This is a genomic window from Pseudomonas sp. 05N432, from assembly GCF_056396945.1.
Genome location: NZ_JBFTMM010000008.1, coordinates 165641 through 186011 on the forward strand (window position 1 = coordinate 165641; position 20371 = coordinate 186011).

18 protein-coding genes are annotated in these 20371 nt (G+C 60.5%); 11 read left to right on the top strand and 7 right to left on the bottom strand.

All coding sequences use genetic code 11. The annotated features are described in order from the left end of the window. The first annotated feature begins 559 nt into the window (after nucleotides 1-559). The 3 genes from hydA (at nucleotide 560) to preA (ending at nucleotide 4794) form a co-directional block, all read left to right on the top strand. Nucleotides 560-1999: a dihydropyrimidinase gene (gene hydA, locus AC1DHT_RS11035; protein ID WP_477761355.1), complete on the top strand. Its 1440-nt coding sequence runs from the start codon at nucleotides 560-562 to the stop codon at nucleotides 1997-1999. A gap of 152 nt (nucleotides 2000-2151) precedes the next feature. Beyond that, complete coding sequence (locus AC1DHT_RS11040) at nucleotides 2152-3519, top strand: NAD(P)-dependent oxidoreductase (RefSeq protein ID WP_427539298.1); 1368 nt, start codon at nucleotides 2152-2154, stop codon at nucleotides 3517-3519. Next, entirely contained in the window at nucleotides 3520-4794 is a 1275-nt protein-coding gene (preA, locus tag AC1DHT_RS11045) for an NAD-dependent dihydropyrimidine dehydrogenase subunit PreA (RefSeq protein WP_427528050.1), read from the top strand. A 125-nt stretch (nucleotides 4795-4919) separates the two neighbouring features. Here preA and AC1DHT_RS11050 read toward each other — a convergent pair whose 3' ends face one another. Further along, the gene (locus AC1DHT_RS11050) at nucleotides 4920-5540 is read right to left on the bottom strand and encodes a TetR/AcrR family transcriptional regulator (RefSeq protein WP_054597654.1); all 621 of its coding nucleotides are present in this window, start codon (nucleotides 5538-5540) and stop codon (nucleotides 4920-4922) included. Between the two features lie 125 nt (nucleotides 5541-5665). Here AC1DHT_RS11050 and copC point away from each other — a divergent pair, with 125 nt between their 5' ends. Further along, complete coding sequence (gene copC / locus AC1DHT_RS11055; protein WP_427539295.1) at nucleotides 5666-6028, top strand: copper homeostasis periplasmic binding protein CopC; 363 nt, start codon at nucleotides 5666-5668, stop codon at nucleotides 6026-6028. 3 nt (nucleotides 6029-6031) lie between these two features. After that, the gene (copD, locus tag AC1DHT_RS11060; protein WP_427539292.1) at nucleotides 6032-6910 is read left to right on the top strand and encodes a copper homeostasis membrane protein CopD; all 879 of its coding nucleotides are present in this window, start codon (nucleotides 6032-6034) and stop codon (nucleotides 6908-6910) included. 30 nt (nucleotides 6911-6940) lie between these two features. On the opposite strand, the gene AC1DHT_RS11065 is transcribed toward copD, so the two are convergent. From AC1DHT_RS11065 to AC1DHT_RS11085, 5 genes are all read right to left on the bottom strand, one after another. Beyond that, on the bottom strand, nucleotides 6941-8092 hold the full coding sequence (locus AC1DHT_RS11065) for an HlyD family secretion protein (protein WP_427539289.1): 1152 nt from the start codon (nucleotides 8090-8092) through the stop codon (nucleotides 6941-6943). Then, nucleotides 8089-9756: an MFS transporter gene (locus tag AC1DHT_RS11070; protein ID WP_427539286.1), complete on the bottom strand. Its 1668-nt coding sequence runs from the start codon at nucleotides 9754-9756 to the stop codon at nucleotides 8089-8091. The genes AC1DHT_RS11065 and AC1DHT_RS11070 overlap by 4 nt, the downstream gene beginning before the upstream one ends. Before the next feature lie 83 nt (nucleotides 9757-9839). After that, a complete protein-coding gene (locus AC1DHT_RS11075; protein ID WP_427539283.1) occupies nucleotides 9840-10640 on the bottom strand; it encodes a sulfite exporter TauE/SafE family protein in 801 nt (266 codons plus the stop codon). Between the two features lie 9 nt (nucleotides 10641-10649). Beyond that, nucleotides 10650-11894 carry an NAD(P)/FAD-dependent oxidoreductase gene (locus AC1DHT_RS11080; RefSeq protein WP_427539280.1) on the bottom strand — a complete coding sequence of 415 codons (1245 nt, stop codon included), beginning with the start codon at nucleotides 11892-11894 and terminating at the stop codon, nucleotides 10650-10652. A 37-nt stretch (nucleotides 11895-11931) separates the two neighbouring features. Beyond that, on the bottom strand, nucleotides 11932-12267 hold the full coding sequence (locus tag AC1DHT_RS11085; RefSeq protein WP_054598349.1) for an ArsR/SmtB family transcription factor: 336 nt from the start codon (nucleotides 12265-12267) through the stop codon (nucleotides 11932-11934). 103 nt (nucleotides 12268-12370) lie between these two features. Here AC1DHT_RS11085 and AC1DHT_RS11090 point away from each other — a divergent pair, with 103 nt between their 5' ends. Continuing rightward, on the top strand, nucleotides 12371-13234 hold the full coding sequence (locus tag AC1DHT_RS11090) for an MBL fold metallo-hydrolase (RefSeq protein ID WP_427539278.1): 864 nt from the start codon (nucleotides 12371-12373) through the stop codon (nucleotides 13232-13234). 186 nt (nucleotides 13235-13420) lie between these two features. Here AC1DHT_RS11090 and bkdR read toward each other — a convergent pair whose 3' ends face one another. Then, entirely contained in the window at nucleotides 13421-13909 is a 489-nt protein-coding gene (bkdR, locus tag AC1DHT_RS11095) for a Bkd operon transcriptional regulator BkdR (RefSeq protein ID WP_019690099.1), read from the bottom strand. Nucleotides 13910-14096: 187 nt separating this feature from the next. Between bkdR and AC1DHT_RS11100 the strand changes: the two genes are divergently transcribed. The 5 genes from AC1DHT_RS11100 (at nucleotide 14097) to AC1DHT_RS11120 (ending at nucleotide 20363) form a co-directional block, all read left to right on the top strand. Then, entirely contained in the window at nucleotides 14097-15332 is a 1236-nt protein-coding gene (locus AC1DHT_RS11100) for a 3-methyl-2-oxobutanoate dehydrogenase (2-methylpropanoyl-transferring) subunit alpha (RefSeq protein ID WP_427539275.1), read from the top strand. Between the two features lies 1 nt (nucleotide 15333). Beyond that, nucleotides 15334-16392 carry an alpha-ketoacid dehydrogenase subunit beta gene (locus tag AC1DHT_RS11105; RefSeq protein ID WP_427528063.1) on the top strand — a complete coding sequence of 353 codons (1059 nt, stop codon included), beginning with the start codon at nucleotides 15334-15336 and terminating at the stop codon, nucleotides 16390-16392. Then, nucleotides 16393-17670 (top strand): dihydrolipoamide acetyltransferase family protein, encoded by a 1278-nt coding sequence (locus AC1DHT_RS11110; RefSeq protein ID WP_427539272.1) that lies wholly within the window; start codon nucleotides 16393-16395, stop codon nucleotides 17668-17670. It begins immediately after the preceding gene. Between the two features lie 6 nt (nucleotides 17671-17676). Continuing rightward, nucleotides 17677-19062 (top strand): dihydrolipoyl dehydrogenase, encoded by a 1386-nt coding sequence (gene lpdA, locus AC1DHT_RS11115; RefSeq protein WP_427539269.1) that lies wholly within the window; start codon nucleotides 17677-17679, stop codon nucleotides 19060-19062. A gap of 281 nt (nucleotides 19063-19343) precedes the next feature. Next, entirely contained in the window at nucleotides 19344-20363 is a 1020-nt protein-coding gene (locus AC1DHT_RS11120; protein WP_427528068.1) for a branched-chain amino acid aminotransferase, read from the top strand. The last annotated feature ends 8 nt before the right edge of the window (nucleotides 20364-20371 follow it).

Here is a 20371-nt window from a genome sequence, read left to right on the forward strand (position 1 = left end):
CGGACGATGGCCGGAGAACTTACGACTTTTACCGGCCGGCCAAGGTGTCAGCGGCAGCAATCAATAAACATGCCGGAGGCTTTGCTGACGACCTTTGCGCGCCGGTAAAATCCATGTAAACAACTGATGTTCATCAGTTTTATTCAAACAACAATCAAGCCCGCGAAGACTTGTCCGGGCACTCAGGCAAAATGCCGGGCAAGTTGTCCGAGCCGTCAGGGCTCAATCTGGTGCGTTACATTTATTTTGTATTTTTTCTGTCAGCCACAGGCGCACCTCAAATAGCTGATTTCACATAGGAAATCTTGACCATATTTCGATCCTGTCAAGTGCGTCAAAATGGTGAGAGACCTCACCATTTTGGTGTTTTGTATTTTTAATCGTTAAATTTCAACAAGTTAATATCGATATAAGCTTATAAAAAATATTCTTGCCCAATCCGATATCTCCAGCTAGCGTTTATTCCTGACAGCGCTGACAGGAATACCACTTCCTTAGCCTGCTACATATAAAACACTTAGAACCGGCATAAGCCAGTCAAGCCTGCGAGGAACTCGGAATGTCTCTGTTGATCCGTGGCGCCACCGTTATTACCCATGATGAAAGTTATCGCGCCGATGTCTTGTGCGCCGACGGCGTGATCAAAGCCATCGGCAACAACCTCGATACTCCCGCCGRCTGCGAAGTACTCGACGGCAGCGGCCAATACCTGATGCCCGGCGGCATCGACCCGCACACGCACATGCAACTGCCCTTCATGGGCACCGTGGCCAGCGAAGACTTCTTCAGCGGCACGGCGGCGGGTCTGGCGGGTGGTACCACGTCGATCATCGATTTCGTGATTCCCAATCCGCAGCAATCGCTGCTGGAAGCTTTCCATCAGTGGCGTGGCTGGGCTGAGAAATCAGCCTCCGACTATGGCTTTCACGTCGCCATCACCTGGTGGAGCGAACAGGTTCGCGAAGAAATGGCCGAGTTGGTCAGCCACCATGGGGTCAACAGCTTCAAGCATTTCATGGCGTATAAAAACGCGATCATGGCGGCCGACGACACGCTGGTCGCGAGTTTCGAGCGCTGCCTGGAGCTCGGTGCCGTGCCGACCGTGCACGCGGAAAACGGCGAGTTGGTCTATCACCTGCAACGCAAGTTGATGGCCCAGGGCATCACCGGGCCTGAAGCGCATCCGCTGTCGCGACCGTCCCAGGTTGAAGGTGAAGCCGCGAGCCGGGCGATCCGTATCGCTGAAACGCTTGGTACGCCGCTGTACCTGGTCCACGTCTCGACCAAGGAAGCGCTGGATGAAATCACCTACGCCCGCAGCAAGGGCCAACCGGTCTACGGCGAAGTGCTGGCCGGGCACTTGCTGCTGGATGACAGCGTCTACCAGCACCCGGATTGGCAAACCGCCGCCGGCTACGTGATGAGCCCGCCCTTCCGTCCGCGCGGCCACCAGGAAGCGCTTTGGCACGGCCTGCAATCGGGCAACCTGCACACCACCGCCACTGACCACTGCTGTTTCTGTGCCGAACAGAAAGCCGCGGGTCGTGACGACTTCAGCAAAATCCCCAACGGCACGGCCGGCATCGAAGACCGCATGGCGGTGCTGTGGGATGAAGGGGTCAACACCGGGCGCCTGTCGATGCAGGACTTCGTTGCGCTGACCTCTACCAACACCGCAAAAATCTTCAATCTCTACCCGCGCAAAGGCTCGATCCGTGTCGGCGCCGATGCCGACCTGGTGCTGTGGGACCCGCAAGGTACACGCACCATTTCTGCCAAGACCCATCACCAAAACGTCGACTTCAACATCTTTGAAGGCAAGACCGTGCGCGGTGTGCCCAGCCACACCATCAGTCAGGGTCGACTGGTCTGGGCCAACGGCGACCTGCGTGCCGAACGCGGTGCCGGGCGCTACATAGAACGCCCGGCGTACCCGGCGGTGTTCGATTTGCTGAGCAAGCGCGCTGAGTTGCACAAGCCGACGGCTGTGAAACGCTGAAAGCGGCCTTCGGCCTATCGCGAGCAGGCTCGCTCCCACAAGGGAACGCATTTCAAATGTGGGAGCGAGCCTGCTCGCAATGGCGTCATCACTGACTACAAAAAACACTGCCCATCAGAGGCAGTACCTCAAATAACCGTGAGGCCAACATCGTGATCAAGACTCTGAGCCACTTGCCCCATCCCGCCGAGGATGCGGCCACCCTCGCCGGCCATTTCACCGATCTGGCGCCGCCGCTCAACGACCGTCAGGCGCATCTGGAAGCCTCGCGCTGCCTGTATTGCTATGACGCGCCGTGCGTCAACGCATGCCCGAGCGACATCGATATCCCGTCGTTCATTCGCAACATCCATCAAGAGAACGTCCAGGGCGCCGCGCAAACAATCCTCTCGGCGAACATCCTGGGTGGCAGTTGCGCCCGGGTCTGCCCGACAGAAATCCTTTGCCAGCACGCCTGTGTGCGCAACAACGCCGAGGAATGCGCGCCGGTACTGATCGGTCTGTTGCAGCGCTACGCCATCGACAACGCACACTTCAGCGAGCACCCGTTCCAACGCACAGCGGCCACCGGCAAACGGATTGCCGTGGTCGGTGCCGGACCTGCCGGTTTGTCGTGCGCACACCGCAGCGCCATGCATGGCCACGAGGTGGTGATTTTCGAGGCGCGGGAAAAGGCCGGCGGACTCAACGAATACGGGATCGCCAAATACAAACTGGTGGATGACTTTGCCCAGCATGAGTTGGAATTCCTGCTGGAAATCGGCGGCATCGAAATCCGCCACGGGCAAAAACTCGGTGAAAACCTGAGCCTCAGCGAACTGCATCAACAGTTCGACGCAGTATTCCTCGGCCTTGGCCTGGCCGCCAGCAAACAGCTGGGGCTGGCTGACGAAGACGCCCCAGGGTTGTTGGCCGCTACCGATTACATTCGCGAACTGCGCCAGGCCGATGACCTGAGCCAATTGCCGCTGGCCGATCATTGCATCGTCCTCGGCGCCGGCAACACGGCAATCGACATGGCCGTGCAAATGGCCCGCCTCGGTGCCCGCGACGTGAATCTGGTGTACCGCCGTGGTCTTGAGGACATGGGCGCAACCAGTCATGAGCAGGACATCGCCAAGGCCAATCAGGTACGGCTGATGACCTGGGCGCAACCGCAGGACGTCTTGCTCGACGATAAAGGCCAGGTGCGCGGCATGCGTTTCGCCCGCACACGTATGGACAATGGCCGGCTGATCAGCACCGGGGACACCTTTGAGCTGGCCGCCGATGCAATCTTCAAAGCCATCGGCCAAAAATTCGACGACAGCGCACTGAGTGATCCGCTGGCCCGCGAACTGAAACGCCAGGGCGACCGAATTCAGGTGGATGAACAGATGCGTACCAGCATTCCCGGCGTCTATGCCGGCGGCGATTGCACCAGCCTCGATCAGGACCTCACCGTACAGGCCGTGCAGCACGGCAAACTTGCAGCTGAAGCGATCCATGCCCAACTCATGCTCAACGTGGAGGCTGCGTAAATGGCCGATCTCTCGATTGTCTTCGCCGGCATCAAAGCTCCTAACCCGTTCTGGCTGGCCTCCGCGCCGCCCACCGACAAGGCCTACAACGTAGTCCGAGCGTTCGAGGCCGGCTGGGGGGGCGTGGTCTGGAAAACCCTGGGCGAAGACCCGGCGGCGGTCAACGTTTCGTCGCGTTACTCCGCGCATTTTGGCGCCAACCGTGAAGTCATGGGCATCAACAACATCGAGCTGATCACTGACCGCTCACTGGAGATCAATCTACGGGAAATCACCCAGGTCAAAAAAGACTGGCCGGATCGCGCACTGATCGTGTCGCTGATGGTGCCCTGCGTCGAGGAGTCGTGGAAAAACATCCTGCCGCTGGTAGAAGCCACCGGTGCCGACGGCATCGAGCTTAACTTCGGCTGCCCCCACGGCATGCCGGAACGTGGCATGGGTGCGGCAGTGGGTCAGGTGCCGGAATACGTCGAGCAAGTTACTCGCTGGTGCAAGACCTATTGCTCGCTGCCGGTGATCGTCAAGCTCACGCCGAACATCACCGACATCCGCGTCGCCGCCCGAGCGGCCCATCGTGGTGGCGCCGATGCGGTGTCGCTGATCAACACCATCAACTCGATCACCAGCATCGACCTGGATCGCATGGTTGCGCATCCGATGGTTGGCAGCCAAAGCACCCACGGCGGTTACTGCGGTTCGGCGGTCAAACCGATTGCGTTGAACATGGTCGCCGAAATCGCCCGCGACCCGCAGACCCAAGGCCTGCCCATTTGTGGCATCGGCGGCATTGGCAGTTGGCGTGACGCTGCTGAATTCATGGCACTGGGCAGTGGCGCGGTGCAGGTGTGCACGGCGGCGATGCTGCATGGTTTTCGGATCGTCGAGGAGATGAAGGACGGGCTGTCGCGTTGGATGGACAGCCAAGGCTACTCAAGCGTGCAGGACTTTTCCGGGCGTGCGGTGGGCAATACCACGGACTGGAAATACCTGGACATCAACTATCAGGTGATTGCCAAGATCGACCAGCAAGCCTGCATCGGTTGCGGCCGTTGCCACATCGCCTGCGAAGACACCTCACACCAGGCCATTGCCAGCCTGAAACAACCGGACGGCACCCATAAATATGAGGTGATCGACGATGAGTGCGTGGGCTGCAACCTGTGCCAGATCACCTGCCCGGTGCAGGACTGCATCGAGATGGTGCCGATCGATAACGGGAAACCGTTCCTGGACTGGGACCATGATCCGAGGAATCCCTATCATGTCGCGGGTTGAGATCTGCGTCGCCTGAGCTGACGCCATCGCGAGCAGGCTCGCTCCCACATTGGATCTCCAGCGTAAACCAGATCCCTGTGGGAGCGAGCCTGCTCGCGATGAGGCCATCAGCCGCGCAACAAATCTTAAGGCTCCAACCCGATCCCCCGCAAAATCACGCTGGTCACGGTCTGCACCGCGCGCTCGAATTGCATGTCCGACAGCGGTTGATGGTCGTTGAGGATGTTGATCTGGTGATCGAAGTCGGCGTAATGCTGGGTCGAGGCCCAGATCATGTACAGCAGGCTTGAAGGCTCCACCGGCAGGATGCGTTTATCCTCCACCCATTGGCGAATTTTCGCTTCCTTCATCTTGGCCCAGTCGTACAGGCTGGCGTCCAGCGCCTCACCCAATGTCGGTGCACCATGGATGATTTCATTGGCCCAGACTTTCGAGCCATACGGCCGGCTGCGGGAATGGTTCATCTTGGCGCGGATGTAACTGCTGAGCACCACCCGCGGGTCATCGAACATCTCGAAGCACAGCGCGTCCTGCTTCCAGACTTCCAGCAAATCGAACAGCACCGCGCTGTACAGCTCAGCCTTGGTGCTGAAGTAGTAATGCAGATTGGAGCGCGGCAGTTGCACTTCTTTAGCAATGTCGGCCATCGCGGTGCTGCCAAAACCTTTCTCGGCGAAGACCTTCTCGGCGGCCAGGAGGATTTTCTCGACGTTACTGCGACGGATCTCGATCTTGTGATTGCCCATAAGGGCTCCCTGACAGCGGCATAGGTCAAGACTAGCATTCGCCACCTGCGAAACGAAACGTCGTACAGGGTCCGAGGCATAGGTAAACTGTCGCATCTTCCAATCTGCCTGATAGGTGCTGACCGATGTTGCTGAAAAAAGCCCTGACTGTGACTGCCCTCCTCGGCTCGCTGTTCGCCTCCTCGGTGTTTGCTCACGCTCACCTGAAAAGCTCGACGCCGGCCGCCGACAGCAGCGTTGCCGCACCTGCCGAATTGCGCCTGGTGTTCTCCGAAGGGGTTGAAGCCAGTTTCACCAAAGTCGATATCAGCAAGGATGGCGTCGCCGTTGCCGTGAAAAGCATCGCCACCGAAAGCGCCGATAAAAAGACCCTGGTCGTCACGCCCGCCGCCCCTCTGAGCGCCGGTAACTACAAGGTCGAATGGCATGCAGTGTCRGTCGACACCCATAAAAGCGCTGGCAACTACAGCTTCAAGGTGAGTCAGTAATCGATGTCGAGCGCGCTGGTCCTGGGCCGCTTCCTGCATTTCATCGTCGTGCTGATGCTGTTTGGGGCCTGTCTGTTCAGGCCCCTGCTGTTGCGCCATGAACCGCTGACCCAAGCGCTCGCGACACTTGATCAACGCCTCGCCGGGCTGAGTAGGCTGCTCGCCGGGTTCGCCTTGTTCACCGGGGTTTGCTGGCTGCTGTTGATCACCGCCAGCATGGCCGGCTCGCTGTCGGCGGCGTTTGATTGGTCAACCGTGCAGTTGGTGTTGAGCAACACCTTCTTCGGGCAGGTCTGGCGTTGGCATCTGCTGTTCAACGGGCTGCTGGTGGTCTGTCTGCTGAGCCCGCTGAGCAATTCGTTTGCGCTACGTATGCTCCTGAGCAGCCTGCTGCTGATGACCCTCGCCCCGGTCGGCCATGGTGCGATGCTCGACGGTCTGAGTGGCCAGTTGTTGATCCTCAACCAAGTGATTCACCTGACCTGCGTCGGTGCCTGGCTGGGTGGACTCATGCTGCTGATGATGATTCTGCGGCGACCGACGACCCACGCGGTCGAGCCAATACTGCAACGCTTCAGCGGGATTGGTTATGGGTTGGTGGCGGGTTTGCTGGTGACCGGCCTGATCAACGTCCGGGTGTTGACCGGGGCTTTCTGGCCGACACCGCTGCTGTCCGGGTTCGCGCTGATTCTGTTGATCAAGGTGCTGTTGGTCAGTGCCATGCTTGGCCTGGCGCTGTTCAATCGCTTGAAAATCAAACACTGCGAGCAACGCCTTTCGGCGCTGCGCACCAGCGTGATGCTGGAGTGGTTGCTGGGGATAGCGGCCGTGGCGGCAGTTTCCCTGTTGGGTACATTGCCGCCGATGGTGGCCGGTAACTGATCGTTCCCGCATGGGAACGATCATCGGCGCCTACGGATTGCCGGCGACGGCATTGCCTTGCCCGGACGTATCGATACTCACCACCACCGACATGCCGGGCCGCAGGCGTTCGCTTTGCGCCTGGTCCGCGTCAACAGTGATGCGCACCGGCACGCGTTGGGCGATTTTGACGAAGTTGCCGGTGGCGTTGTCGGCCTGCAACAGGCTGAATTCGGAACCGGTGGCCGGTGAAATACGCTGAACCCGACCGTGAAATTTCTGGTGGTTCAGGGCATCGACGGTGAAGGTGACCGGCTGGCCGATGTGGATGTTGTTCATCTGGGTTTCTTTCATGTTGGCGATTACCCACAGCTGACTCGGCACCAGTGCCATCAACTGCGCGCCGGAGTTGACGTAGGCGCCGAGACGCACGCCGATCTGCCCGAGCTGACCGTCCTGCGGGGCGACCACACGGGTGTTGGACAGATCGATCCGCGCCAGCTCGACCGCCGCTTCGGCACTGGCCACCGCCGCCTCCAGCGAACCGCGATTGACGATCACCGTTTGCAGGTCCTGCCGGGCGATTTCCAGACTGGCCTGGGCCTGTGCCACCGCAGCGATGGTTTGCGCATTAGCGGCACGGGTCACGTCCAGCTCGCGCTTGGAGACCGAGCCGTCGCTGATCAACGCCTCATTACGCCGCAAGTCCGCTGCGCTTTTTTGCGCCTGGGCCTGGCTGTCGGTCAGCGCCGCCTGACGCAGCTTGATGGTCGCCTCGGCGCTGTTGCGTTGCTGCACCGCATTGGCCAGCGCAGCTTTCTGCACCGCCAGTTGCGCCAGCGATTGATCCAGACGTTGCTTGTAGATCCGGTCATCCAGTCGCACCAGCAGGTCGCCGGTCTTGACGAACTGGAAGTCCTGCACCGGCACCTCAAACACGTAGCCACTGAGCTGCGGGCCGATGATCGTCACCTGGCCGCGAACCAGCGCATTTTCAGTGCTTTCGATGGCGCTGCCGAACGGCGGCAACTGCCAGGCATACAGCACGATCAGCACCCCGACGATGGCAATGGCAGCAAAGCCCAGGGACGAAATGATCCGCACCGGCAGCGAACGCGGCTCGGTGCCAGAAGTTTTAGGCGGTGCCACGCCCTCGGGAGTCGAGGCGATGGCGTTGGTGGTTGTGGTGATCGGGTCGGTCATGAAGAAGAGGCATCGCTGGAAGGAACGGAAGTCGGACTGGCCGGCGTGGGAGCGACAGCCTTGGTCGTGCTCAACAGCCACAGGCTGCGAATGAAGATCCAGAGCATGGTCAGCATCGCGATCACCGCGATCAGCATGAACACATCGTTATAGGCCATGACATTCGCCTCCCGGGTCGCAGCCGCTGCCAGGCTACGAATGCCCTGAGTGGTGCGGGCCGATGGGTCGGCGATACTCGACACATAACTCGCGCTGCTGCCTTGCACACGGCTGGCCACTTGCGGGTCGACCAGGGTCAGGCGCTCGACGATATGGCTGGAATGGAATTTTTCCCGGGCGATCTGGAACGTCCCCAACAACGCAGCACCAATCAAGCCGCCGAGGTTCTGGCAAATCCCGAACAGCACGGAAAAACTCACCAGATTGCGCGGATTGGTCAACACGTTGCGGGTGCCGAGCACCATGGTCGGGCCGAGGAAAAACGTCCCGCCAAAGGCCAGCAGAAACTGGCTAAGGTACATGTTCTCCGGGCGTGTCAGGTTGGTCGAGAAACTGTCCATCACCGAACCGGTGGCCATCAGCGCCAGAGAAATGATCAGCGGCATCAACAGGTGCGAGGGATTGATCGTCAGCGCGCTGGTGGCAAGGCCGGCGACGCTGCCCACCAGCATCACCACGTAAAGGCTGTGCATCTGCTGGCTGCTCAGGTTCAGGGTTTGCAGCAAACCCACCGCCCCGGTGGATTGCTCGGTGAGCACCATACGGATGAGGATCACCGCCAATGCCAGGCGAATCATCACCCCGCTACCAAGCCAGCGGGTCATCAGCATCGGGTTGCTGCGGTTATGTTCGATGGCCAGGCCGGCCATGATCAACACGATCGAGCCGGCCGAGGCGACACCGATCCACGGTGCTTCGAGCCACCAATCGATACGGCCCAACGACAACACCGCACAGAGCAGCGCCACTCCACCTGCCAGCAAGGCGAAGGTCAGGAAGTCGAGTTTTTCGAAAGTTTTGAAGCGGTCACCCGGTGGCAACTTGAGCATGAACACACAGCCCAGTGAGGTCAGCGCCATGCCCAGTTCAAACAGATAGAGCCCGCGCCATTCGGCGATCTGCAACAAGTCTTCGGAAAACAACCGGGCCAGTGGCAACGCCAGTTGCGAGGTGCCCAGGCCCAGCACCAGCGCCTTCATACGCCACTTCGCCGGGAAAGCCTGAACCATGTAATACAGGCCCAACGAACTCAGTGCCGCGCCGACCATACCGTGGGCGGCGCGCACCGCAATCGCCGAACTCAGGTCGTTGACGAACAAATGGCCGAAGGTCACCAGCGCATACAACACCAGGAATACTTCAGTGAACGCCCGCAGGCCGAACTGCTGACGAAACTTCACCAGCAGCAGGTTCATCGAGACGTTGGTCATCACATACGCCGCCGGCAGCCAGGCCATCTCGGCGGTCGTCGCCCCCAGCGCGCCTTGCAGGTAAGGCAGGTTGGCGACCACCAACGCGTTGCCCAAACCACCGGTCAATGCCACCAGCAACCCGACCAATGCATAAGCCAAGCGCTTTGGCGTGGAGTGCAAAGGGGTCGAGGGGGAACCGGGCAAGCTTGGCCGTTCGTGAGGCTGCCAGTTGCGCGGGGCGTAGTGATCCATTGCGTGGCCTTGTCATCGGTATAGCAGGCAGTAAACCTGAGCCTGAGACTTCTTGCCAGTTCGCTACACTGCAACCACCGATTTCAAGCCTTGAGCAGCATGTAGCCGGCTACCATCAGGCACACGCTGGCAAACCCCACTTGAAGTGCCCGGGCCGGAACCCGGGCGCACAGTCGCCGCCCCACGACCATCCCGGCGATGCTGGCGGCGATAAAGGCCGCGCCCTGGGCGTCAATAGTCACCCCGGCATGAAAGGCGCCGATCACTCCGGTTGCCGAGATCAAACTGATCACCATCAACGAGGTGGCGATGATGCCGCGCATCTGTACGTCGGTCAGTTGCTTGAATGCCGGCACGATCAGGAAACCGCCACCGACCCCGAGCAAGCCTGAAACCACGCCAGTCACCGCCCCCAATGCAGCCAGGGTTGCGGTGCATTTGGCGGTCCAGGAAAAGCGCCCGGTCTGTTGATCGAGCATGCAGTTTTTCTGGCCCCAGGTGGCGTGGCCGTGATCGCTCGGCCCCGCTTGCGGCTTTTCTCGCCGCAGCATCCGCCAGGCGATCATGATCATCAGCAGACTGAACAGGATCATCAGGACTTTTTCCGGCAACTGATGGGCGAAGTAGATGCCCACCGGCGAGAACACCGCCCCCAGCAATGCGATCAACAACGCCGCACGGTAGCGCACCAACCCATGGCGCAAGCCGTCGATGGCACCGACCGCCGCGGCGCTGCCCACCGCAAACAACGCCACCGGCGCCGCCTGGGTCATGCTCCAGCCCAGCCCGAGCACCAGGGCCGGCACTGCAAGAATGCCTCCGCCGGCCCCGGTCAGCCCAAGGATCAGGCCCATCACCACACCAAACAATGTCGCCAGCAGCATAGGGTTTTCTCAATCGACCTTGGACACACGAGTCAGCCACTCACGACCTTTAAGCATGCCGTTCCAGTAAAACCACGGCAGCAGCGTCGCCTTGAGAAACCATGCCGAACGCCGCGCCACGGTCGGCTCGAGGGGAAATGTCGGCAGCAGCTTACCGGCATAGCCGAACTCGGCGAGTATCACCTTGCCCTTCTCCACCGTCAGCGGGCAGGAGCCATAACCGTCGTATTTCAGTGGCAAGGGTTGCTGTTTGCGCAAGGCCAGCAAGTTCTCCGCAACCACGACGATTTGCTTGCGTACTGCAGCGGCGGTCTTGGCGTTGCTGGTGGAGCAGACATCGCCGAGGGCGAACACGTCCAGATAACGCACATGCTGCAGACTGTGGACGTCCACTTCGCACCAGCCAGCGGCATCGGCAAGCGAACTCTGGTGGATGAAGTCCGGCGAAACCTGCGGTGGTACCACATGCAACAGATCGAATTTTTTCGCTTGCAGCGTGACCGTTCCGGCGGCGTCCCTGACCTCGAACCAGGCGGTTTGCGCCGGCCCGTCGACCTTCACCAGGTTGGAGTTGAATGCCAGCCGGGCACGGTATTTCTCGATGTACTTCATCAACGGCGGGACGAAAGTCGCCACGCCGAACAGCGCGGCCCCGGCGAGGTTGAACTCGACGTCGAGGTTCTTCAGCACACCGTGTCGGAGCCAGTGATCACACGACAGGTACAACGCCTTTTGCGGCGCCCCGGCGCATTTGATCGGGACCGCCGGCTGGGTAAAGATTGCCTTGCCGCCGCGCAGACCTTTGACCAGTTGCCAGGTGTAGGCCGCATGCCGGTAGCTGTAGTTGGACGTGACACCGTGCTGCCCGAGGGCTTCTTGCAGACCTTCGATTTTCTCCCAGGCCAGTCGCAAGCCAGGGCAGACGATCAGGTTCTGATAAGAGACGCTGCGCCCGTCATCAAGCGTCAGCAGACGGTTTTCGGGGTCGACGCTGCTGACCGCAGCCTGCACCCATTGGGCCTGTCGCGGCATCACCGCAGCCATTGGCCGTACGGTGTTCTTGAGCTCATGGGCGCCACCGCCGACCAACGTCCAGGCGGGCTGGTAATAGTGCTGGGCGCTGGGCTCGATGACAGTGATGTTCAAGTGTGGATCGCGCTTGAGCAGGCTGGCGGCAAGGCCAATACCGGCAGTACCGCCGCCTATCACCACGATGTCGGCACTGATGGTCTGGCCCCAGTGTTGGTCCTTCATAAGTTATTGCCTCTACAAGGGGGCTGCCCGAAAAGGCTCACGCCCAGCTTTTTAGCACCGCGCCGCAATACAGGCCCGAGAGTGTTTTCATCACCTGAATCACTTCATGGCTGGCAAGACCGTAGAAAATGTACTTGCCTTCACGTCGGGTGCCCACCAGGCCTTCATCGCGCAGAATGCCCAACTGTTGGGACAACGTCGGCTGACGCACGCCGGTCATGGTTTCCAATTCGCCGACATTGCGTTCGCCCTGGGTCAACTGGCAGAGGATCAGCAGGCGGTCCTCATTGGCCAATGCCTTGAGCAGCGCGCAGGCCTTGGAGGCCGAGGCGCGCAATTGCGCCACTTCACCTTCACTTAGACTGGATTGCATTTGCAGATAACCTTGGTCGTCACTTAAGCTGTAGACATTATGTTTAAACATAAAGTGTTGCAACCCTTTGTGTCTTTCGGTCATCCAGCCAGGGCCCGCCGCCATGCCAGCATTGATCCAAGCCTTCTTTGATGACGCCTCATCGACCTACACCTATGTGATCTATGAACACGACGGCAGCCCCTGCGCCATTGTCGACTCAGTGCTCGATTACCACCCGGCGTCCGGTCGAACCGCCACCACTCAGGCTGACCGGGTCATTGCTTTCGTTCGCGAGCACCGGTTGCAAACCCAATGGCTGCTGGAAACCCACGCCCATGCCGATCACCTGTCCGCCGCGCCTTACCTGCGCCGCGAGTTGGGCGGCAAGATTGCTATAGGCCAGGCCATCAGCCAGGTGCAGGACGTCTTCAAGCGTCTGTTCAACCTTGAGCCGGCGTTTCGCAGCGATGGTTCGCAGTTCGACCACCTGTTTGCGCCGGACGAGGAGTTTGCCATCGGCAACCTCAAGGCCAAGGCGCTGCATGTTCCCGGCCACACTCCGGCAGACATGGCCTACCTGATCGACGATGAATTCATACTGGTGGGCGACACGCTGTTCATGCCCGACGTCGGCACCGCACGCTGCGATTTCCCTGGCGGCAACGCCAATCAACTGTTCGCCTCGATACACAGGTTGCTGGCCTTCCCCGCCGACACCCGTCTCTATGTCTGCCACGATTACCCGCCAGCCGGCCGCACTTCCCAGTGCATGACCACCGTTGGCGAGCAACGTAAAGGCAATATTCATGTGCATGACGGCATCGATGAAACGGCGTTCGTCGACATGCGCACCCGGCGCGATGCAGGCTTGTGCATGCCGACGCTGATACTGCCGGCGATTCAGGTGAATGTGCGGGCCGGCAACCTGCCGCCGGCGGAAGACAACGGCGTGGTCTACCTGAAGATCCCCATCAACCAGTTCTGACCCCAGACCCCACACATTATCTCGTAGCAGCTGCCGAGCTCCGCGAGGCTGCGTTCGGCGGCGCAGCCGTCGTAATTCGGCTGATACGGTCTGCCTGAAAGAACGCGGTGGCGGGTTTTGCGACGGCTGCGCCGCCGAACGCAGCCTCGCGGGGCTCGACAGCTGCTACGGGTATGTGGGGAGATTTCAGTTGGCCAGGGTCAGGCCATTGGCTGGCAATGGCAGCGCGGTTTTGTAGCGCACCTGCTTCAGCGCAAAGCTTGAGCGAATGTTGGCGACGCCCGGGACTTTGGTCAGGAAGTCCATCATGAAGCGTTCCAGCGACTGAATGGTCGGCACCAGTACGCGGATCAGATAGTCCGGGTCGCCGGCCATCAGGTAACACTCCATCACCTCCGGACGGTTGGCGATGGCGGCCTCGAATTGCGCCAGCGCCTCTTCCACCTGCTTCTCCAGGCTGACGTGAATGAACACGTTGACGTGCAGCCCCAGCAGGTCGGCATCCAGCAGCGTGACCTGCTCGCGAATCAGCCCTAATTCTTCCATGGCCTTGACCCGATTGAAGCACGGTGTCGGTGACAGGTTCACCGAGCGTGCGAGGTCGGCGTTGGTGATGCGGGCGTTCTCCTGAAGGCTGTTGAGAATGCCGATGTCGGTACGGTCCAGTTTGCGCATGAGACAAAACAACCTGTTTTTTATGTTTATGCAGATTTTTTATCCTCAAATGACCTTGAGCGCAACGAAACAGAGATAAATATTCTTCTTGCCCCGGCCTATGATTGTTGTAGGACAAGATTTCTTCCACCCGAAGGATGACGGTCAGCTCACTACAAAAAATTCACAAGATCGAGCGTAGAAAGCCATGAATCAAGCGTACGAACCCCTGCGCCTGCACGTTCCCGAACCCTCGGGCCGCCCCGGCTGCAAAACCGACTTCTCCTACCTGCGCCTGACCGATGCCGGTACGGTGCGCAAACCCCCAATCGACGTAGAACCTGCCGACACCGCCGACCTGGCCAAGGGCCTGATTCGCGTGCTCGACGATCAGGGCAATGCCCTCGGTCCGTGGGCAGAAGGCGTGCCCGTGGAGATTCTGCGTAAAGGCATGCGCGCCATGCTCAAGACGCGGATTTTCGACAACCGCATGGTGGTCGCCCAACGTCAGAAAAAGATGTCGTTCTACATGCAGAGCCTTGGCGAAGAAGCCATCGGCAGCGCCCAGGCCCTGGCCCTGAACATCGACGACATGTGCTTCCCCACCTACCGTCAGCAAAGCATTCTGATGGCTCGCGAAGTGCCGCTGGTGGACCTGATCTGCCAACTGCTGTCCAACGAGCGCGATCCGCTCAAGGGCCGTCAGTTGCCAATCATGTACTCCGTTAAAGACGCCGGCTTCTTCACCATCTCCGGCAACCTCGCCACCCAGTTCGTGCAAGGCGTGGGCTGGGGCATGGCGTCGGCGATCAAGGGCGACACCAAAATCGCCTCGGCCTGGATCGGCGACGGCGCCACCGCCGAATCCGACTTTCACACCGCCCTCACCTTTGCTCACGTTTATCGTGCGCCAGTGATTCTCAACGTGGTCAACAACCAGTGGGCGATCTCGACGTTCCAGGCGATTGCCGGTGGTGAAGCCACCACCTTCGCCGGTCGCGGCGTCGGCTGCGGCATCGCCTCCCTGCGGGTCGATGGCAACGATTTTGTCGCGGTGTACGCCGCCTCTGCCTGGGCTGCCGAACGCGCCCGCCGCAACCTCGGCCCGACCATGATCGAATGGGTCACCTACCGCGCCGGCCCGCACTCGACGTCCGATGATCCCTCCAAATACCGCCCCGCCGACGACTGGAGTCACTTCCCGTTGGGCGACCCGATTGCGCGCCTCAAGCAGCATCTGATCCGTATCGGCCAGTGGTCCGAAGAGGAACACGCCGCCCTCGGCGCCGAACTCGAAGCCGAAGTCATCGCCGCGCAAAAAGAAGCCGAACAGTACGGCACCCTGGCCGGTGGCCAGATTCCAAGCGCTGCGACCATGTTCGAAGACGTCTATAAAGAGATGCCGGAGCACTTGAAGCGCCAGCGTCAAGAGTTGGGGATCTGACATGAACGATCACAACAATAATATTCAGTTGGAAACCGCCATGACCACAACCACCATGACCATGATCCAGGCCTTGCGCTCGGCCATGGACGTGATGCTCGAACGTGACGACAACGTCGTGGTGTTCGGCCAGGACGTCGGCTACTTCGGCGGCGTGTTCCGTTGCACCGAAGGCCTGCAGAGCAAATACGGCACCTCGCGGGTATTCGATGCACCGATCTCCGAAAGCGGCATCGTCGGCGTTGCGGTTGGCATGGGCGCCTACGGTTTGCGGCCGGTGGCCGAGATCCAGTTTGCCGATTACGTCTACCCGGCCTCGGACCAGATCATTTCCGAAGCCGCACGCCTGCGCTATCGCTCGGCCGGCGAGTTCACCGCCCCGATGACCCTGCGCATGCCGTGCGGCGGTGGCATCTACGGCGGCCAGACCCACAGCCAGAGCATCGAAGCGATGTTCACTCAGGTCTGCGGCTTGCGCACAGTGATGCCGTCCAACCCCTACGACGCCAAAGGCCTGTTGATCGCCTCCATCGAGAACGATGACCCGGTGATCTTCCTGGAGCCAAAACGCCTGTACAACGGCCCGTTCGACGGCCATCACGACCGCCCGGTAACCCCGTGGTCGAAACACCCGGCCGCGCAAGTGCCGGACGGCTACTACACCGTTCCGCTGGACCTCGCCGCCATCACCCGTCCAGGCAAGGACGTGACCATCCTGACTTACGGCACCACCGTGTACGTCTCGCAAGTGGCCGCTGAAGAGACCGGTATCGACGCCGAAGTCATTGACCTGCGCAGCCTGTGGCCGCTGGACCTGGAAACCATCGTCAAATCGGTGAAGAAAACCGGCCGCTGCGTGGTCGTCCACGAGGCCACCCGCACCTGCGGCTTTGGCGCCGAACTGGTTGCGCTGGTTCAGGAACATTGCTTCCACCACCTGGAAGCGCCAATCGAGCGTGTGACCGGTTGGGATACTCCCTACCCGCATGCGCAAGAGTGGGCGTATTTCCCTGGTCCGTCCCGTGTGGGCGCGGCGTTGAAACGGGTCATGGAGGTCTGAATGGGCACGCACGTTATTAAAATGCCGGACATTGGCGAAGGCATTGCAGAAGTTGAGCTGTCGGTGTGGCACGTCAAAGTTGGCGACATGGTCGTCGAAGATCAGGTACTGGCTGATGTGATGACCGACAAGGCGATGGTCGACATTCCGTCCCCGGTGCATGGCAAGGTGATCGCCCTCGGCGGTCAGCCGGGCGAAGTCATGGCGGTCGGCAGTGTGTTGATCAGCATTGAAGTCGAAGGTGAAGGCAACGTCAAAGCGTCGTCTCAGCCAGCGCCGGTTGCACAAGCACCGAAGCCTGCAGCGGTTGCCGCACCGAAAGTCGAAGCCGTGGTTGAAAGCAAACCTGCCGTCCCGGCTCGCCCAATTGCGCCGCAAGGCCCGATGATCGCTCGCGAAGCCGATGAACGTCCACTGGCCTCCCCGGCCGTGCGCAAACACGCGCTGGATGCCGGCATTCAATTGCGTCTGGTCCGTGGCACCGGCCCTGCCGGACGGATTCTGCACGAAGACCTCGAGGCCTATCTGGCACAAGGTCAGTCGAACGCATCGAGCACTGTGGCCGCATACGCCGAACGCAACGACGAACAGCAGATCCCGGTGATCGGCATGCGTCGCAAGATCGCCCAGCGGATGCAGGATGCGACTCAGCGTGCCGCACACTTCAGCTACGTCGAAGAAATCGACGTGACGGCAGTGGAAGAACTGCGTGCGCATCTGAATGAAAAGCACGGCGCAACTCGCGGCAAGCTGACGTTGCTACCGTTCCTGGTCCGCGCCATGGTCGTCGCCCTGCGCGACTTCCCGCAGATCAACGCCCGTTATGACGACGAAGCCCAGGTCATCACCCGCCTCGGTGCGGTGCATGTCGGCGTCGCAACCCAAAGCGACATTGGCTTGATGGTGCCGGTGGTGCGTCACGCCGAGGCTCGTAGCTTGTGGGACAGCGCTGCGGAAATCTCCCGTCTGGCCACGGCTGCGCGCAATGGCAAAGCCAGCCGCGATGAACTGTCCGGCTCGACCATCACCCTGACCAGCCTCGGCGCCTTGGGCGGCATCGTCAGCACCCCGGTGCTGAACCTGCCCGAAGTGGCGATCGTCGGCGTCAACAAGATCGTCGAGCGGCCGATGGTGATCAAAGGCCAGATCGTGATCCGCAAGATGATGAACCTCTCCAGCTCCTTCGATCACCGGGTGGTCGATGGCATGGACGCGGCGCAATTCATCCAGGCCATTCGTGGCTTGCTCGAACAACCCGCAACCCTGTTCGTGGAGTAGCAAGGCATGCAACAGACTCTGAACACCACGCTGCTGATTATCGGCGGCGGCCCTGGCGGTTATGTGGCGGCGATCCGCGCGGGCCAGCTGGGCATCAGCACCATTCTGGTCGAAGGCCAGGCGCTCGGCGGCACCTGCCTGAACATTGGCTGCATACCGTCGAAAGCGCTGATTCATGTGGCCGAGCAGTTCCATCAGACTCAGCACCACAGCCAGCATTCGGCCCTCGGAATCAACGTCTCGGCGCCGACCCTGGACATCGGCAAAAGCGTCGAGTGGAAGGACGGCATCGTTGACCGCCTGACCACCGGCGTCGCGGCGCTGCTGAAAAAGCACAAGGTCCAGGTCATTCAAGGCTGGGCCAAGGTCATCGACGGTAAAACCGTCGAAGTCGGCGACACCCGTATCCAGTGCGAGCACCTGCTGCTGGCCACCGGTTCGAAAAGCGTCAACCTGCCGATGCTGCCAATTGGCGGGCCGATCATCTCTTCCACCGAAGCACTGGCGCCGAAAAGCGTACCAAAACGGCTGATCGTGGTCGGTGGCGGCTACATCGGGCTTGAGCTGGGCATTGCCTACCGCAAGCTCGGCGCTGAAGTGAGCGTGGTCGAGGCGCAGGATCGGATTCTGCCAGCCTACGATGCCGAACTGACCCAGCCGGTCAACGAAGCGCTCAAGCAACTCGGCGTGAAGCTTTACTTGAAGCACAGCGTCGAAGGCTTTGATTTACAAGCCAATACCTTGCAAGTGCGCGACCCGAATGGTGAAACCCTGAGCCTGGCCACCGATCAGGTGCTGGTGGCGGTTGGGCGTAAACCCAACACCCAGGGCTGGAACCTTGAAGCGTTGAACCTGGACATGAACGGCTCGGCGATCAAGATCGACAACCGCTGCGCGACCAGCATGCGCAACGTCTGGGCCATCGGCGACCTGAGCGGCGAGCCGATGCTCGCCCACCGCGCCATGGCGCAGGGTGAAATGGTCGCCGAGTTGATCTCGGGCAAACACCGCGAGTTCAACCCCACCGCCATCGCTGCCGTGTGCTTTACCGACCCGGAACTGGTGGTAGTCGGTAAAACCCCGGACGAGGCCAAGGCCGCAGGTCTGGATTGCATCGTGTCGAGCTTCCCGTTCGCTGCCAACGGCCGGGCGATGACCCTGGAATCGAAAAGCGGCTTCGTACGGGTGGTCGCGCGACGTGACAATCATCTGATTGTCGGCTGGCAAGCGGTGGGTGTCGGGGTGTCCGAGTTGTCGACGGCATTCGGCCAGTCCCTGGAAATGGGCGCACGCCTGGAAGACATCGCCGGCACCATCCACGCCCACCCGACGTTGGGTGAAGCGGTGCAGGAAGCGGCGTTGCGCGCCTTGGGGCACGCGTTGCATCTGTAAAAAACTGCCGCACCCCTCGTAGCAGCTGCCGAGCTCCGCGAGGCTGCGTTCGGCGGCAAAGCCGTCGCAAAATCTGCAACCGCGTTATTGCAGGCTGACCGCGTCAGCCGGATTACGACGGCTGCGCCGCCGAACGCAGCCTCGCGGTGCTCGGCAGCTGCTACGGGGATATCGCATTCCAGGCTGCGATTTAGGCCCGGAATGAAGTATTGTTGTCCCCATCCAGAAAAACGTCAGAAGCCTTGAACCATTCAGGCGATTGTTAAGTGATAGAGGGTGTCATGGGTAACGAAAGCATCAATTGGGACAAGCTGGGTTTTGACTACATCAAGACAGACAAGCGCTATCTGTCGCACTGGCGCGATGGCGCCTGGGACAAAGGCACCCTGACCGAAGATAACGTGCTGCACATCAGCGAAGGTTCCACTGCCCTTCACTATGGCCAGCAATGCTTCGAAGGCCTGAAGGCCTACCGCTGCAAGGATGGTTCGATCAACCTGTTCCGCCCGGACCAGAACGCCGCACGCATGCAGCGCAGCTGCGCTCGCCTGCTGATGCCACAGGTCGACACCGAACAATTTGTCGAGGCCTGCAAGGCCGTGGTGCGTGCCAACGAGCGTTTCATTCCGCCGTACGGCACTGGCGGCGCGCTGTACCTGCGTCCGTTCGTGATCGGCGTGGGTGACAACATCGGCGTGCGTACCGCTCCCGAGTTCATCTTCTCGATCTTCTGCATCCCGGTCGGCGCCTATTTCAAAGGCGGCCTGACCCCGCACAACTTCCTGATCTCCAGCTACGACCGCGCCGCGCCACAAGGCACCGGCGCTGCCAAGGTCGGTGGCAACTACGCCGCCAGCCTGATGCCTGGCTCCCAGGCCAAGAAGGCGCACTTCGCCGACTGCATCTACCTGGACCCGATGACCCACACGAAGATCGAAGAAGTCGGCTCGGCCAACTTCTTTGGTATCACCCAGGACAACAAATTCGTCACGCCGAAATCCCCTTCGGTATTGCCGGGTATCACCCGTCTGTCGTTGATCGAGCTGGCAAAATCGCGTCTGGGTATGGAAGTCGTTGAAGGCGACGTGTTCATCGACAAGATCAGCGACTTCAAGGAAGCCGGCGCCTGCGGTACTGCTGCGGTGATCACGCCGATCGGCGGCATCGAGTACAACGGCAAACTGCACGTGTTCCACAGCGAAACCGAAGTCGGCCCGGTCACCCAGAAGCTCTACAAAGAGCTGACCGGTGTGCAGACCGGCGACATCGAAGCGCCAGAAGGCTGGATCGTCAAGGTCTGATCCAGCGC